The following is a 15667-nucleotide window of genomic DNA, read 5'->3' on the forward strand; positions in this document are numbered from 1 at the left end:
AGCATTGTCATTGATAAAGAAAACTACCGCAGCCACAACCACTATATGGCCCCAATTATGAAATAACCATTAGACACCGCGGTAGCATACACTACCTTTTAAGTAGTCTTTATCACTATTAACTAATCAAATACAAAAATCCGTTTCGTTAATCTTAACACTTTCAATTTTTCAGATTTAACAAGATGTTTTGATTTAAAAAGCCTAAATCACAAACTCTGTTATCGTAAAATTAAGTATAAATACTTAATTTAAAGCATCAAAATTAAGTAATCTGAAAAATTTGTAAGATTAACAATTTAAGAATACTCGTTTTACGGATTTTATAATATTCGTCTAATAATTATTTAAGTTTTATCATTATATCAAAAAGCAACCTACTAAAGCACTATATAACAAACACTTAATAAAACTTAAACGTTTACTCCATTTCCTTTTCAAACTTATCCACCAGTTGAGGCGTTGCTTTATCGGCCATTTTTTGCACCACTCTATGCATCCAAATTAAACAGATAGCTGATAAGAATAACATTAATATCCAACAACTTGACCACAACCCAGTACCTTCCAATAAGTACCCGAATAAAATTGGGCAAACGAAACCACCTAGTCCACCAAGCACACCGACCATACCGCCTACAACACCAACTTCTTCAGGAAAATAGTCAGGAATATGCTTATAAACGGCAGCCTTACCAATACCCCAAATAGAACCTATAATTATCGCAATAATCGCATATATCCATAAATTAGCTTGAAAGAAAATATGTGTATTCCCTTTAGCAATTAGCTGCTTCTTTTTAACCTCATCACCCTTCTGAACAAGTACTTCTTGCCAAGACTCCTTCACAGGAAAAATATGAAAACCTTCATCGACGTTGGCAAGTTTGTCCGTTTTACTTTTCACAGGATATTTAATGCCATTAACTTCGATATAAGTTGCGCTAACATCTGTAACTGTCCCTGCTGATTTAGCCATAATCCCTTTTCCAGCTGCATATATATCCATTTTAGGAACGATTAAAATCGCACTAAAAATTAAAGAAGACCCTAGTACCCAATACATCACTTTTCTAGCACCCACGCGATCGGATAACCAACCACCAAAAGCTCTAATCACCCCAGAAGGCAAACTAAAACATGATGCTAAAAGTCCGGCCGTAGCTAAATCTAAAGCATAAACATTAGTATAATAAGGCACTAACCACCCCGCAAAAGATACAAAGCATCCAAAAACTAAGAAATAATATAATCCGAAACGCCACACTCTAATACTTTTAAGCGGCGCCATCATTCCTTTTAAGCTCTTAGTACTTGAAGCAGGCTTCTTATTTTTAGTCGTTAAGAAAAATATAACCGCCATAAGCACCAATACTCCAGCATAAATTTTAGGCATTTCTCTCCAACCATCTAAATTGGTTTTACCATCGGTTAAGTAATCCAAAAGTTTAGGTCCTACTAAAGTTGTTATCGCTGCACCTGCATTACCAGCACCAAAGATCCCTAGGGCAACACCTTGTCTTTCCTTAGGAAACCATATGGATGAAAATGCAATACCTACGGCAAAACTAGCACCTGCAATTCCAAAACCTAAACTACATAAAGCAAAAGACCAAAAATCGTTAGCATAAGACAACAAATACATAGGAACCGCACACAATAACAATAAACCTGTAAACACAGGCTTCCCGCCTAGTTTATCCGTTAAAACTCCGGCTGGTAATCTGAATATAGCACCCGTTAAAACAGGAATCCCTATTAACCATCCTATTTCAACACCAGACCAATTGAAAACTTGATTGTCTACTAAAAATGTAACCAATATGCCATTTAACAGCCAGGCTGCAAAGCAAAAAGTAAAGGCTAAAGTATTTATAAAGAGTATTTTATTTGCACCTTTAGTTGTATTCATTTCAATAATAGTTTAAAATTAATAATACAGATATAACTAATTCTCGAAACAAAATTAAGTATAAATACTTAATTTTAAACATCTAAAACTACGTAATTAAACAAAAATATGAGTTTGATAATTTAAGTTTAATGATATTGAAGAATCATTAAAAGAAAAGGGAAATTTTAATTGAAATTATCGATTTTAGTAGTTTCCATCAAAAGAATCATTAGTAATTAAGACGCAACCTTTTTTGAAAATCTTCATCTACTAAACAAATACTTAAAATGAAATACAAATATAGTTTCCTACTGCTTCTTTTAATTCTGATCAATTGCGAAAAATCAAATGAACCATTGATTTCTGAAGAGACGTTGATAGTCGGTAAATGGGAACTAACCGAAGCATATATAAGTGCTGGCGGCCCCCAATACTGGATAGATGTTGAAAACGGCCATGACATTAATTTTTTGGAAAACGGAACATTTACCTCTAGTAGATTTACCGAATGTACTACTGGAAACTTTTCAATAAATGAAAACAAATTACTTCTGAAATATAACTGCCAGGATTTTCATAGTGAATCTGAAAACGAACAAGGCTATATAACTTATGATTTGGAATTTTATTCTGATTACTTTATCGTTTCACCCACGAGCGGCCCCATTTGCAATGAAGGTTGCAGTTATAAATATCAAAAAAAATAACTTTTTCCAACCATATATCACTAAGTAATCACTAATGTGTAGTTAGCAGCTTTAAACTACCAAGAAAACAGGCATCGCTTTCCATTTTTAAAAAGTACACCCGAAACTTATACTAAATCGAATTCCTTAGCCTTATTGCTAAGTTCCATCAAATTTTTGACCTCTAACTTTTTCATCAAGTTAAAACGATGTACCTCAGCGGTACGTTTGCTGATTTGAAGTTCTTCAGCAATATCCTTATTATTTTTAAGTTGCAATACTAAATTAAGTATTTGCTTTTCACGCTTGGTTAGTTTAAACGGATCTTTTACAACCTTTTTTTCTGGAACCACTGCAGCGCTCGTGTTGCCGTTAACAAAGTTATTCATAATGATGGCAGACACATCACCAGTAAAATACTTACCACCAGACGCCACATTATTCAGCGCTTTTATAAACTCTTCTTTACTGGCTCCTTTTAACAGGTAACCATCGGCTCCAGCCTGAATAGCTTTTAACACATATTCCTCGGAATCGTGCATAGATAATACTAAAGTACGAACATCAGGGTATGTTTTACTGATAACACCAACCACTTCAATACCGTTCATTTCAGGCATTCTAATATCAACAATTAGCACATGTGGTTTAGTCTCTGCAACAATCTCCAAAGCTTCCTTTCCATTTGAAGCTTCAGCAACAACTTTTACTCCAGATTGATCTTCTAAAAGTGCTCTTATTCCATCTCTAACCAAAACATGATCATCGGCAAGCACAACATTAATAATATCCATAACCTTTAATTATAGCACAAAAGTAATAAAATTAAGTAAAACTACGTATTTATCCTTTTAGTGCTGTTATTTGAATTTCAATTTTCATTTTATCATCGGCCAAACCCGCTGAAATCATAGTTGCTGCAGGTTTTATGTCGCCAAAATACTTATTTAAAACGGGCCAACAGGCTTTAAAATCTTCTGCTACAGGCAATATATACGTAACTCGAACCGTATCTTTCAAACTAGCCCCTGCTTCCTCTAGTGCTTTTATGATATTCACAAAACATTGTTCGGTTTGCTCAACAACATCATCACTAATACGCATCGTTTCATAATTATATCCTGTAGTTCCCGAAACGAACACCCAACCATTCTGAACAACCGCCCTAGAATAGCCTATCTTATTTTCGAAATCGGAGTTTGAACTGATTAATCGTCGTTCCATATCTTTATACCTTTAAAGCATTAAAAAGTAAGCCTTATTTCTCCTTCAATGGAATATTTAGGGTTACACGTGTACCTTTACCTGGTTCAGAATTTATAAAAAATCGACCGTTAATGTATTTAATACGTTCTCTCATAAAGGTCATACCCATACCTCCATCACCATTTTTAATATTTTTAACCTTACTCGGATTGAAACCAATACCGTTATCATCAATAACAATACTCAAAATATCTTCACTATGGGATAATGATACCAGAATATGTGAGGTTTCAGCGTATTTAATCGCATTATTAATAGCCTCTTGGGTAATACGGTAAATATTAATTTCGGTTAAAGAATCTAAACGCTGATTAAAATCGGTTTTATTAAACAGCATAATTTGTTTTCCTGTAAGCTTAGCCAATTCTTGAGTTAACTTCGTAATGGCTGGTACGATACCATGATCGGTTAATTCTGGCGGTGTTAAATTAAAGGTTGCCGTTCTAATACCTTTAATAATATCGGAAGCGAGTACTTTGAGGTTTTCAACTTTAGCCGTGGCTTTTTCCACATCAGTGGTATCAATACTTTCTAAATTATATTTTAACCCCGTAAGCATTTGCCCTATGCCGTCATGTACATCTTTAGCGATTCGGTTTTGCTCCTTTTCTTGATTTTCAATAATCTTACTAGAAATGATTTTTTGCTGATTCATTTTCTCCTCGAAACTAGCCGCAGTAAGTCGGTCGATTTCAAGTTGCGCTTCTTTTCTATCGGTGATTTCGGAAGCGATAATGAGCAACTCCGATTTGTCTTCGGTAGGACTATATGGAATGATGGCCATTTCCAACCATACATCTTTTCCAGCTTTGGTTGTCGCTTTTACTTCACCCTGCCAACCTGTTTTTTTATACTTTACAACCAACTCTTCAATTAGTAATTGCTCGTTTTCAACGGTTGACAACACTTTCCAAAACAAGCCTAAATCGTTAAGTTTAGAATAGGTAAATAAGCGTGAAAACTTATTACCCATATGTACGATTTGGCCATTTTGTAAAATACGCGCAAATAATAAGGTATCGTCCATGGCGCGACTTAAAGCACGCAATTCCTTAATGGATTTTTCTTTAGCCAAACTAAGCTCATCGGCATCAAAAGCCATTTTCTTAGCACGTTTTTCAGCATACAATAACTCAGAAAGCGTGGATCTCACAGATTTCGCTGCAGGCCAGAAAATGAATAAAAATTCCGCCAACAATATAAGTAAAGTCAAAGCTGTAAGCCATGATTCTAGTCTACGCAGCCAAGAGACTTTTTTCTCAGCCTCAAGATCGTACTGATTTACGATATCGTCCATCATCAAGAGAAAATCACCTTCATTGTCTCTTACAATGTTCACCTCGGCATTTAAAGCAGCTAAATTTAAGTCAGGTGACTGTTCAATTTCCGAAATAATGGTTTGCGTAGCGAAACTCATTTTATCAAAAACGGGATTCAGTACAGCAAAACGAGCTCTTACATCGGCCGAATTGGTATCAGGAAGACCTAGGCTATCATTACCATTTTGAAGGGCATGATGCGAAAGCTCCCAAACATTAAGCGTTTCCTTTATTCTATTTTTTAAGGCTATCCGCTCTTCAAGCGATTTTTCTGAAGTGAGTGACACGACGTTTTTAGTCAGTTTCTGACTTAACATACGTTGTCGCCCTGCAACATTTATAACCGAAGAATCTGTTTCCTGATTAGAAAGGTGATTACGAATTAGAATTTGACTAACAATGACAGAGACCGCGATGGCACTTAAAGCAATAATATAAAGCCGGCTTAATTTATCAAACGTACTTTGGTCTAATGAATTTCCGTGCTTCGTCATATATTACATCTTATGAAATTGCTTTTTTAACGAGTTCAAGACTTTTCTCTGAATAAGGTAACTTCAGTGCGGCTTGATGTCCGTCCTCCGACATTTTAATCCAAGTTTTCTGAAGAATATCTATAATTTTCTCGTCGTCATGTTTCGCTGCGAATTCTTCGAAATAATAATCTAAAAACACCAAGCAGATGGTATCTTCTAGAATTTGAGTTTCTTCATTCTTTTTAATGAGCTTTTTATTTATTAATAAAGACACTCTATCAATAAATTGTTGATCGTAGCCTACTTGCTCTAAAATTTCAGCAGTAATTTCGGCGTGCATTTTCTTTAAAGTTTCACGCCATTTTAAATACCCCACACGATCCATAGGGTACTCATCTCTTGCTATTTTCCAGCGGCAAATGTGTTGTGCTCTTGCCGCGATTTGAAGTGCCTTTGAAGCATTAGGGTTAAATTGCAGTAACTTCCTTGTCATACGCTGTGAATACAGCAATTCTTTAGGGTAGTCTATACCTGCAACTTGGTATGTATTAGTATCTTCGGCGTTTTTTTTATCTATTAAAGCTATTGCGGTTTCAAATCTTGTAGGCTTCATATGTATATATTGTATTACTTTCCATTATTCTGAAAAGCCAATATACACATTTTCTCCTTCAATTTTTACTGGATAAGTAGCAATAGCATCCATATCTCCATTTAAATTTTCGCCATTCTCTAATGAGAAAGTTTTTTTATGCAATGGACAAGCTACTTTTGGAATTCCTTTATCATCTCCAATCATACCTCGTGATAAAACCATTTCCATTTTATGCGGACAAACATTTTGGCAAGCATACCATTTGTCCATTTTTGCGAAATTGAAAACAGCTATTTGCTTGTCTTTATATTTCACACAAGCCCCTCCATCTTGAGGAAAATCGTTTACCGATGCGGCTTTAAACCAAACCTTGACATCTTCTACTTTGGTTGTTGCGTATTTATCTAAAACTAATTCCATACTTACTTAAATTTTTATTACTATTAATTCCAAGGTTCTGGCATTTTTTGATCTCTCATAGGGACAAAAACCAAGTTATCATCTTCGTCTTCACTATTTACAAAGTGATTGAAACGTTTCATCATTTCAGGATCATTAACCGCTTGTGTCCATTCGCACTCAAACTTATTAACAAGGGTTTCCATTTCTTTTTCTAAATCTTCAGCAATCCCTAATTTATCGTCTATAATCACTTCTTTTAAGTAATCCATACCACCTTCTAATCGCTCTTGCCATGCAGCAGTACGTTGTAAAGGTTTAGCTGTTCTCATATAGAACATTAAGTATCTATCTAAATATTTAATAACAGTTTCATTATCGATTTGCTCAGCTAAAAGTTCGGCGTGACGCGGCGTTGCTCCTCCGTTTCCACCTACGTATAGATTCCAACCTCCGTCAACAGCGATAAGTCCGAAATCTTTTCCACGCGCCTCAGCACATTCACGAATACATCCAGAAACTCCACCTTTAATTTTATGAGGCGCACGAATACCTCGATATCTGTTTTCTAATTCGATACCAAAACTTACACTTTCATCCATACCATAACGACACCATGTAGATCCTACACATGTTTTTACTGTACGTAACGATTTACCGTAAGCATGACCACTCTCGAAACCATGACTAATTAATTCTTTCCAGATTAATGGTAACTGTTTTAATGTTGCACCAAATAAATCGATACGCACACCACCTGTTACTTTAGTATATAAATCGTATTTCTTAGCAATCTGTCCAAGAGCAATAAGTTTATCTGGAGTAATTTCTCCTCCTGGCACACGTGGTACAACAGAATAGGTTCCGTTACGTTGAATGTTGGCTAAGAATCTATCGTTAGAATCTTGAATAGCGTATTCTTTATTAGCCGTATCGGCATGAATAGAAGCCATTAACGATGCTACTAGAGGCTTACAAAGCTCACATCCGCAACCTGTTCCATGGTTATCTATAACTTCGTTAAAAGTTCTATAGCCTTTAATTTTAATAATATCGTATAATTCTTGTCTTCCTAATTCGAAGTGCTCACAAATGGTATCTTTAACTTCAATACCAAGCGATTTTAAGGTGGCATCGGTAAGATCTTTAACCATTGGCTTACAACCTCCACAACCAGTTCCTGCTTTAGTACAAGACACCACATCTCCTAAATCTTTAGCCTCGCCACTTTCAATAACACCACAAATCTGTCCTTTTGTAACACTTTCACAAGAACATATTTGAGCCTCGTCTGGTAAATCCATCACATCACCAAAAGCGCCACCACCTTCGGTAGCTGGTAAGATTAATTGCGCAGGATCTTCTGGAATAGCCATACCATTTAGGTAGATTTGGTGTAACATGCTATAATCTGAAGCATCACCAACTAAAATCCCTCCTAAAAGTGATTTCCCGTCTAGGCTAACGTTAATACGTTTATATAAATACTGTGTTTTATTTTCAAAAATAATGGAATGTCCTTTAGATGGTGGCATAAACGGCTCACCGAAACTCGCTACATCTACACCAATTAACTTTAATTTGGTAGACATGTCAATATCTGCAGGCATTAATTTTTCGGTATTCCCGATAATTTGATTTACAGCAACCTCAGCCATATCGTAACCAGGCGCAACCAAACCGTAAATCATTTGATTGTACAAAGCGATTTCACCAATGGCATAAATATTAGGATCTGACGTTTGCATTTTGTTGTCAACAACAATGCCGCCACGAACACCCATTTCTAAACCACAGGTTTTTCCTAGCTCATCTCTTGGTCGAATACCTGCCGAAATAACAAGCATATCCACATCTAGAACATCATCTTCGCCAAATTCCATTCCTGTGATACGATCATCACCTAAAATCTGATTGGTTGCTTTACTTAAGTGTATATTTAAACCAATAGACTCCAATTTAAGTTGCAGTACTTGACTACTTCTCAAATCTAATTGTCTTGGCATTAATTTATTTGCAAACTCTACAATATGTGGCTCTAAGCCCATATCTTTCACCGCTTTACCAGCCTCTAAACCTAATAAACCACCACCTAGAACAGCTGCTCTAGCATTTGGATTTTCAGCTTTAATTTTAGCAGCGTAAGACAACATGCCTTCTAAATCCTCGATGGTTCTGTATACAAAAACCCCTTTTTTCTCTACCCCTCTAATTGGCGGTACAAAAGGTGCAGACCCTGTTGCTAAAACTAAATAATCATAAGAAAATACGCGATCACTTACCGTAGTAATTGTTTTTTTCCCTCTACTTATATCTACGACACGCTCGCTAGTTACTAACTCGATACCGTTTTCCTCATACCATGATCTAGGAGCCATCTCTAAAGCTTCGGCGTCTTGGTTTTCAAAAAACTCACTTAAGTGAACTCGATCGTAAGCAGGTCTTGGCTCTTCTCCAAAAACCGTGATCTTAAAGTCTTTACTTTCTTGGGTTGCTACAAATTTTTCACAAAACTTATAACCAACCATTCCGTTTCCAACTACAATTATTTGTTTCATAATTACGTATTTGAAAACAAAACTAAGTATTTATACTTATTTTACACTGTGTTTTTCTAAGAAATTTTCGTAGAAAGCCGATTATTGTCGATTTCTCAAATTGATTTACGATTAATTGCTTTTTAAGAAAATTAAAGGATGAGTTTTAATGAAAACCCTAAAGAATCTCAATTGTAACACGGATGCTCTTGGATGCGGGCGTTTTGGCCGTATGCGCAAAACTATCTAGCGGCACCAATACATTCGTTTCTGGAAAATAAGTAGCACAGCAGTTTTTAGGAATATCGTAACCAACAACTTTAAAACTACGTACTTTTCTAGTTATTCCATTGAATTCAGACTTCAAATTAACCACCTGATGCTCGGTTAATCCGCGTTCTTGCATGTCTTCACGGTTCATAAACACAACACGACGGTCGTTAAACACACCACGGTAACGATCATCTAAACCATAAATTGTGGTATTAAATTGATCATGACTACGTATGGTCATCATTACCAATTCATCGTGCTTTAACTTCCAGTCTGGCATTTTATTAATGGAAAAGTTAGCTTTTCCTGTAGAAGTATTAAATTTTCTAACCCGCGCTCCATTAGGTAAATAAAATCCTGAAGGATTATTTAAGCGCTTATTATAACTATCGAAACCAGAAACTACCTCTTCAATATCGTTTCTCACCAAAGTATAGTCGTCTTTATACGCTAACCAATTAATTTTAGAGCGTTCCTTTAAAGTGGCGTTTGCGATACCACAAACTACAGCCACTTCACTTAACAGATCCTTAGAGCAGGGTTCTAGAACACCTTTAGTTGAAGACACCACACCCATAGAGTTTTCGACACTTTGAATTTGAAGCCCCGATTTCTGATAATCCTTTTCGGTATGTCCTAAACAAGGAAATATGAGTGCCTCCTTTCCTGTTACTAAATGAGAGCGGTTAAGCTTGGTACTAACATGCACTGTTAAGTTGCAGTTTTCTAACGCTTTCGCGGAATATAGAGTATCGGGTACCGCCGAAATAAAATTACCACCCAAACCAAAAAACACTTTGGCCTTTTTCTCGTACATGGCTTTTATGGCCTCGATAACCGAATAACCGTGTTTGGCGCTAGGTTTAAATCCGTATTTATCTTCAATTTTATCTAAAAACGCCTGTGGCGCGGCTTCAAAAATCCCAACCGTTCTATCGCCCTGAACATTTGAATGTCCACGAACAGGACAGGTTCCTGCGCCTTCCTTACCAATGCTTCCTTTTAAAAGCAGAAGATTAACAACTTCACGTATATTATCAACTGCATTTTCATGTTGTGTTAAGCCCATAGCCCAACAAATAATGATTTTCTTTTTGTTTAAAACCAAATCAAAAACCTGATTAAAAATATCTAACGACACCCCTGAAGCCGCTAAACAAGCTTCAAAATTGTAAGTTTTTAAATCTGCTATAAAAGCATCATATCCATGGGTAAATTCATTTATAAATTCCCTATCGAATACACCACCTTGACTCTCTTCAGCTTGTAACAACTTTAATAGTATGGCTTTAAAAAAAGCCACATCACCGTTAATGGTAATTGGCACAAATACATCGGCAATTTGTGTTCCGCCGGTTAATAATTTTATAGGGTTTTGCGGATTGGTAAACCTAACTAATCCTGCTTCTGGTAGCGGATTGATAGCCACCACTTTTCCGCGGTTATTTTTACATTTCTCTAAAGCGGTTAACATTCTCGGGTGGTTTGTTCCTGGGTTTTGCCCCACGACTAGCACCAATTCTGCCTTGTATAAATCGTCTAAAGTTACCGAGCCCTTTCCTATGCCTAAGGTTTCAGACAAGGCGCTGCCACTCGCTTCATGACACATATTTGAGCAATCGGGCAAATTAGAAGTTCCAAACTCTCGAACGAACAATTGGTATAAAAAAGCCGCTTCATTAGTCGTTCTTCCCGAGGTATAAAAGACTGCTTCATCTGGAGAATCTAAAGCATTTAAATGCGCACCAACCTTATTAAAAGCATCTTCCCAGGAAATCGACTGATAATGAGTGGCACCTTCAGCCAGAAACATCGGTTCCGCTAATCGTCCAGATTTTCCGATTTCAAAATCGCTCCATGTGGCTAATGAATCAACGCTGTGTTTCTTAAAAAAATCGGCGCCAATAGTTTTATTCTGAGCTTCTTCAGCTATAGCTTTTAATCCGTTTTCACAAAATTCGCCTAATGAAGACCTATCATCATCCGGATCTGGCCATGCACACCCCGGACAATCGAAGCCACCTTTCTGATTCATTTTTCGCGCCAACACAAAAGTATCTTTAAGATTCATGTACTTTGATGTTTGCTTAAAGGCTGCTACTATACCTCCAAAACCCACACTGTTTACTGGTGGTTTTGTGGTTTTAAGGGTTTTAGACTCCTCTGGCGTCAATGCTTTTTCTTCCGCAGATAAACTCATTTTTCTTGTATTTAACTCAAATATCGTTTTTTTTAAATGAATATTATAACAGTAATGAATGGACTTCGTTATCATCAAAAATTATTGTACTAAATTGTACACCTATTTCCTTTCTTTTACATGAAAAAAAGAATTACTTTAAAAGATATCGCTAAAAACTTTAATGTCTCGATAGCCACAGTTTCTAAAGCGCTAAAAGACAGCCATGAGATTAGTCCGAATACTAAATCTAAAATAAAAGAATACGCCAAACTCCATCACTATAAACCTAATGTAACAGCATTAAATCTATTAAATAAAAACACTAAAACTATAGGCGTGGTCATACCAAACATCATGAATACTTTTTTTGCCAAAGTGTTTATGGGTATCGAGCACATTGCTTCCCAAAAAGGCTATCAATTGGTATCGTGTATTTCTAACGAGTCTTACGAAAAAGAAGTAAAAACCATCGATTTATTAAAGCACGGTCATCTAGATGGTATTATCATTTCTTTAGCTGAAGAAACTCAGGTAAAACAGAATGTCACCCACTTAAAAAACACGCTAAATGAAGGTGTGCCAATCGTGATGTTCGATCGTGTTTCGGATGAATTAGAATGTGACAAGGTGATTGTTAACGATTTAGAAGGCGCCTATCACGCTACCTGTCATCTTATAAAATCAGGCTGTAAAAAAGTGGCCCTCGTTTCGGTTATCGATAATTTGAGTGTTGGCAAACTACGTGTTGAAGGCTACAAAAAAGCATTAAAAACTTTTAATATACCTATTGAAGAACGCTTAATTGTACGCATAGGGCATCATGAAGATTTTGATACCATCATGAAAATTATTTTAGCTGATAAATCTATTGATGGTTTGCTATGTTTAGAAGAAAGTGCCGCTGTTAATGTGCTGCACTTGGTAAAACGCATGACGTATAAAATTCCTGAAGAATTATCTATCGCCTGTTTTACAAACGGAAAACTCCTGCAACACCTCTCTCCTTCCATTTCAGCTATTAGTCAGCATGGCAAATACATTGGCGAAACGGCTGCTAAAATGCTTATTGATCGTATTGAAAATGAAGACCAACCGAAACCTTATGAAACCAAAATTATTAAAACAAGTTTAATTGAACGCGAAAGCACCAAGCCATTGGATTAACTATGCTGCTTTTTGAATTCGCTCGGGTTTACCCCCTTGTACTTTTTAAATAGACGGTTAAAATGACTAGCATCCACAAAACCAAGTTTTTCAGCGATTCCACTAATACTCAAGTTTGGCTGCTTCAACAAACGTACAGCCATATCTATTTTCGTTTGAATAACGTACTGCTGCACTGAAATCCCGATGTGTTTCTTTAAAAATAAACTCACATAATTTGGTGACATATAAAAAGCCTCGGCGATAGTTTTAATGCTAATCATCTCTTTATTTAATACATTTTGCCTGATATAGGTCAGGATGTTTTCTATTTTTTCTTCATCTGAAACTAATTCTAATGAGCTAGTTTCCAAACTCGATTTTAAATTACGAGATAAAACGACCATTAAAGCACCAAACAATTCTGATAACACATAACGATTATAAAGCATGCTACTATTTATTTCATGCTTGATTAACTGGTACAATCCATTAATTTGGATTTTATCTGATTCATAACGCACTATGCTTTCGGCTATAATATTTGAATGAAAAATAACAGTTTCTAAATTTTTGCGCCAATACCTACTGGTTGAAAAGGATGATTTCTCAAGAAACAACTGCTCTGTGAATTTGATGATACCAAAGGTTGTGGCTTCTGAAATAATAAATTCATGCTCATCCTTAGGCGTTAAAAAGAAAACATCACCCGATTGATAATCCACAATATTATCATTTAACAAATGTTGCCCCTTACCTTTTAGCACTATCGTAAGTTCAAAAAAAAGATGCTTATGCCTGGGGTACCCCCATTCACTAACGGCTTCAAATTCAATAACATCTAAATCCTTTGTGATATAAAAACGCTGTACCATATTACTATATAATTATACAAATATACAATGGATTTATACAACATTAACTTTTAACTCTCCCTGTACCTTTGTCATATCATTTAAAACTTAAACCATGATTAATAAAACTGACATATTAGAAGCTTACAAATTTAGACATGCCTGTAAGTTATTTGACACCAATAAAAAAGTGAGTGATGACGATATGAATTTCATACTTAAAACTGGCGTGTTATCTCCAAGTTCTTTTGGTTTTGAGCCTTGGCATTTTGTTGTCGTTCAAGATCCTGAATTAAGAAACAAATTAAAAGAAAGCGCATGGGGAGCCACCGCAAAGTTAGATACTGCAAGTCATTTTGTTTTAGGGCTAACTATGAGAGCACCTTTAACAAAATACGACAGCAGCTATATTAAAGAGTTTATGAGAGACATTCAAGAATTACCCGAGAATGTAATTGAACAAAAAGGCAGCATGTATGAGGCCTTTCAAAAAAGTGATTTTGATTTATCTGACGACAGAAAACTTTTCGATTGGGCTTCAAAGCAGTGTTATATTCCTTTGGCAAATATGATGACAAGCGCCGCTATGATTGGCATTGACTCTTGTCCTATTGAAGGGTTTAATCAATCTATAAGTGAAAAAATATTAAAAGAAGATTTAGGGATAGATACGAATTTATACGGATTATCTTATATGGTCGCTTTTGGCTACCGTGTAAATGAACCGCGAGAAAAAACCAGAAGGACTCTAGAAAACGTTGTAACATTTATATAACAAACCATGAAAAGAATAACACACATTACATTAGCGACAACCCTTATTTGTTTACTAGCATTGACTTCATGCAATAACAATGCATCTAAAGAAACAGTTATGAAAAATACAGCAACAAACACAAAAACATATTGGCCAAATGACGCCCAGTTGGTCATTTCATTTTCTATGCAATTTGAAACCGGTGGTCAACCCGAAGGTGCCGAAAGTCCGTTTTCTGGAAACCCATTACCTAAAGGCAATCCTGATATGCCTGCCGAAAGTTGGTTTAGATATGGTGCCAAAGAAGGCGTTTACCGCATGTTAAATCTTTGGAAAAAACACGATATAAAAGTGACTTCTCATGTGGTTGGTGAAGCGGCTATAAAATACCCTGAAGTCGCCAAAGCTATTGCCGATGGCGGTCATGAAATAGCGGCCCACGGCATCTCGTGGAGCGATCAATGGGATATGAGTTATGAAGATGAATTAGAATTCATAAAAAAAGGCATCGATACCGTTGAAGCCATTACGGGGCAACGCGGCATTGGTTACAATGCCAATTGGCTAAGAAGAGGACCAAATACCCTTAAAGTTTTACAAGATTTAGGGTTCCTATATCACATAGACGATTTAAGTCGCGACGAACCATTTATTACTAAAGTACGCGGTAAAAACTTTGTGGTGATGCCCTACACCTTAAGAAATAACGATATTGTAAATATAGAAGGAAAACAATGGAGTCCCGATCAGTTTTTGGCGCAACTAAAGACTGAATTCGACCAATTATATGAAGAAGGCAGTACAAGAAGACGCATGATGAGTGTAAGTTTACACGACAGAATTGGAGGCGCACCAGCCGTGGTTCATGTGGTTGATGCCTTTATTAAATATGCAAAATCTCATTCTGGTGTTGTTTTTATGCGAAAAGATGCCATTGCAAACATGGTAAAAAACGACCCAAACACGCCTATTGATAATTCTGAAATCGAATTTAATAAGTAATAAAAGAGTTCCAATCCGTTCATTTTATAAGCTAAATGATTAATTTAGAATGTAGATAACAATTTCTAATTTAATTAAAACATTATAAATCATGAATCATAAAAAACGATATAAAATCATTCTTGTTACCATGTGGGTTATTTATTTAGCCTATGAAGCCTATTTATATTTCGTCTGGGCTCCAAAAGAAGTTGGTGCTATTATTAGAGTTGATTTATTCATTTTATGGCCCGTACTTTTTTTCGTAAGCATATATCTACTGTATAAAATATTCAAAAAATAAC

14 protein-coding genes are annotated in these 15667 nt (G+C 35.9%); 5 read left to right on the forward strand and 9 right to left on the reverse strand.

Features of this window, described 5'->3' with window-relative positions; translation table 11 throughout:
* Window positions 1–421: 421 nt before the first annotated feature.
* Window positions 422–1912, reverse strand: a complete 1491-nt coding sequence (locus tag JJL45_RS13675; protein ID WP_202664174.1) for an MFS transporter — start codon at window positions 1910–1912, stop codon at window positions 422–424.
* Window positions 1913–2181: 269 nt separating this feature from the next.
* Between JJL45_RS13675 and JJL45_RS13680 the strand changes: the two genes are divergently transcribed.
* Window positions 2182–2601, forward strand: a complete 420-nt coding sequence (locus tag JJL45_RS13680; protein WP_068601962.1) for a lipocalin family protein — start codon at window positions 2182–2184, stop codon at window positions 2599–2601.
* Between the two features lie 107 nt (window positions 2602–2708).
* Here the strand turns inward: JJL45_RS13680 and JJL45_RS13685 are convergent, their stop codons facing one another.
* From JJL45_RS13685 to JJL45_RS13715, 7 genes are all read right to left on the reverse strand, one after another.
* Window positions 2709–3374, reverse strand: coding sequence for a response regulator transcription factor (locus tag JJL45_RS13685; RefSeq protein ID WP_068601960.1), 666 nt, complete (start codon window positions 3372–3374; stop codon window positions 2709–2711).
* Window positions 3375–3423: 49 nt separating this feature from the next.
* Complete coding sequence (locus JJL45_RS13690) at window positions 3424–3804, reverse strand: RidA family protein (RefSeq protein WP_202664175.1); 381 nt, start codon at window positions 3802–3804, stop codon at window positions 3424–3426.
* A gap of 34 nt (window positions 3805–3838) precedes the next feature.
* Window positions 3839–5659: an ATP-binding protein gene (locus JJL45_RS13695; RefSeq protein ID WP_068601957.1), complete on the reverse strand. Its 1821-nt coding sequence runs from the start codon at window positions 5657–5659 to the stop codon at window positions 3839–3841.
* A gap of 10 nt (window positions 5660–5669) precedes the next feature.
* The gene (locus JJL45_RS13700) at window positions 5670–6254 is read right to left on the reverse strand and encodes a DUF4202 domain-containing protein (RefSeq protein ID WP_068601955.1); all 585 of its coding nucleotides are present in this window, start codon (window positions 6252–6254) and stop codon (window positions 5670–5672) included.
* A gap of 24 nt (window positions 6255–6278) precedes the next feature.
* Window positions 6279–6656 (reverse strand): nitrite reductase small subunit NirD, encoded by a 378-nt coding sequence (gene nirD, locus JJL45_RS13705; RefSeq protein ID WP_067145862.1) that lies wholly within the window; start codon window positions 6654–6656, stop codon window positions 6279–6281.
* Window positions 6657–6679: 23 nt separating this feature from the next.
* Entirely contained in the window at window positions 6680–9193 is a 2514-nt protein-coding gene (gene nirB / locus JJL45_RS13710; protein ID WP_068601953.1) for a nitrite reductase large subunit NirB, read from the reverse strand.
* 157 nt (window positions 9194–9350) lie between these two features.
* The gene (locus JJL45_RS13715) at window positions 9351–11645 is read right to left on the reverse strand and encodes an FdhF/YdeP family oxidoreductase (protein WP_068601952.1); all 2295 of its coding nucleotides are present in this window, start codon (window positions 11643–11645) and stop codon (window positions 9351–9353) included.
* A gap of 120 nt (window positions 11646–11765) precedes the next feature.
* On the opposite strand from JJL45_RS13715, the gene JJL45_RS13720 reads away from it, so the two are divergent.
* Entirely contained in the window at window positions 11766–12791 is a 1026-nt protein-coding gene (locus tag JJL45_RS13720; protein WP_068601950.1) for a LacI family DNA-binding transcriptional regulator, read from the forward strand.
* Here JJL45_RS13720 and JJL45_RS13725 read toward each other — a convergent pair.
* Window positions 12788–13645 (reverse strand): helix-turn-helix domain-containing protein, encoded by an 858-nt coding sequence (locus tag JJL45_RS13725; protein ID WP_068601948.1) that lies wholly within the window; start codon window positions 13643–13645, stop codon window positions 12788–12790. The two genes, JJL45_RS13720 and JJL45_RS13725, sit on opposite strands and share 4 nt — an antisense overlap.
* Window positions 13646–13739: 94 nt before the next feature.
* Here JJL45_RS13725 and JJL45_RS13730 point away from each other — a divergent pair, with 94 nt between their 5' ends.
* From JJL45_RS13730 to JJL45_RS13740, 3 genes are all read left to right on the forward strand, one after another.
* On the forward strand, window positions 13740–14399 hold the full coding sequence (locus tag JJL45_RS13730; protein ID WP_068601946.1) for an NAD(P)H-dependent oxidoreductase: 660 nt from the start codon (window positions 13740–13742) through the stop codon (window positions 14397–14399).
* Window positions 14400–14405: 6 nt separating this feature from the next.
* Window positions 14406–15383, forward strand: coding sequence for a polysaccharide deacetylase family protein (locus JJL45_RS13735; RefSeq protein ID WP_068601944.1), 978 nt, complete (start codon window positions 14406–14408; stop codon window positions 15381–15383).
* A 91-nt stretch (window positions 15384–15474) separates the two neighbouring features.
* Window positions 15475–15666: a hypothetical protein gene (locus JJL45_RS13740; RefSeq protein WP_067145850.1), complete on the forward strand. Its 192-nt coding sequence runs from the start codon at window positions 15475–15477 to the stop codon at window positions 15664–15666.
* The last annotated feature ends 1 nt before the right edge of the window (window position 15667 follow it).

This window comes from Tamlana sp. s12, from assembly GCF_016767215.1.
GTDB lineage: Bacteria > Bacteroidota > Bacteroidia > Flavobacteriales > Flavobacteriaceae > Pseudotamlana > Pseudotamlana agarivorans.

What these genes read in the sequence shown, in the direction of transcription:
- JJL45_RS13685 (WP_068601960.1), bottom strand. Translation starts at nt 3,374, where the DNA reads ATGGATATTATTAATGTTGTGCTTGCCGATGATCATGTTTTGGTTAGA.
- JJL45_RS13680 (WP_068601962.1), top strand. Translation starts at nt 2,182, where the DNA reads ATGAAATACAAATATAGTTTCCTACTGCTTCTTTTAATTCTGATCAAT.
- JJL45_RS13695 (WP_068601957.1), bottom strand. Translation starts at nt 5,659, where the DNA reads ATGACGAAGCACGGAAATTCATTAGACCAAAGTACGTTTGATAAATTA.
- JJL45_RS13675 (WP_202664174.1), bottom strand. Translation starts at nt 1,912, where the DNA reads ATGAATACAACTAAAGGTGCAAATAAAATACTCTTTATAAATACTTTA.
- JJL45_RS13725 (WP_068601948.1), bottom strand. Translation starts at nt 13,645, where the DNA reads ATGGTACAGCGTTTTTATATCACAAAGGATTTAGATGTTATTGAATTT.
- JJL45_RS13730 (WP_068601946.1), top strand. Translation starts at nt 13,740, where the DNA reads ATGATTAATAAAACTGACATATTAGAAGCTTACAAATTTAGACATGCC.
- nirB (WP_068601953.1), bottom strand. Translation starts at nt 9,193, where the DNA reads ATGAAACAAATAATTGTAGTTGGAAACGGAATGGTTGGTTATAAGTTT.
- nirD (WP_067145862.1), bottom strand. Translation starts at nt 6,656, where the DNA reads ATGGAATTAGTTTTAGATAAATACGCAACAACCAAAGTAGAAGATGTC.
- JJL45_RS13715 (WP_068601952.1), bottom strand. Translation starts at nt 11,645, where the DNA reads ATGAGTTTATCTGCGGAAGAAAAAGCATTGACGCCAGAGGAGTCTAAA.
- JJL45_RS13735 (WP_068601944.1), top strand. Translation starts at nt 14,406, where the DNA reads ATGAAAAGAATAACACACATTACATTAGCGACAACCCTTATTTGTTTA.
- JJL45_RS13720 (WP_068601950.1), top strand. Translation starts at nt 11,766, where the DNA reads ATGAAAAAAAGAATTACTTTAAAAGATATCGCTAAAAACTTTAATGTC.
- JJL45_RS13690 (WP_202664175.1), bottom strand. Translation starts at nt 3,804, where the DNA reads ATGGAACGACGATTAATCAGTTCAAACTCCGATTTCGAAAATAAGATA.
- JJL45_RS13700 (WP_068601955.1), bottom strand. Translation starts at nt 6,254, where the DNA reads ATGAAGCCTACAAGATTTGAAACCGCAATAGCTTTAATAGATAAAAAA.
- JJL45_RS13740 (WP_067145850.1), top strand. Translation starts at nt 15,475, where the DNA reads ATGAATCATAAAAAACGATATAAAATCATTCTTGTTACCATGTGGGTT.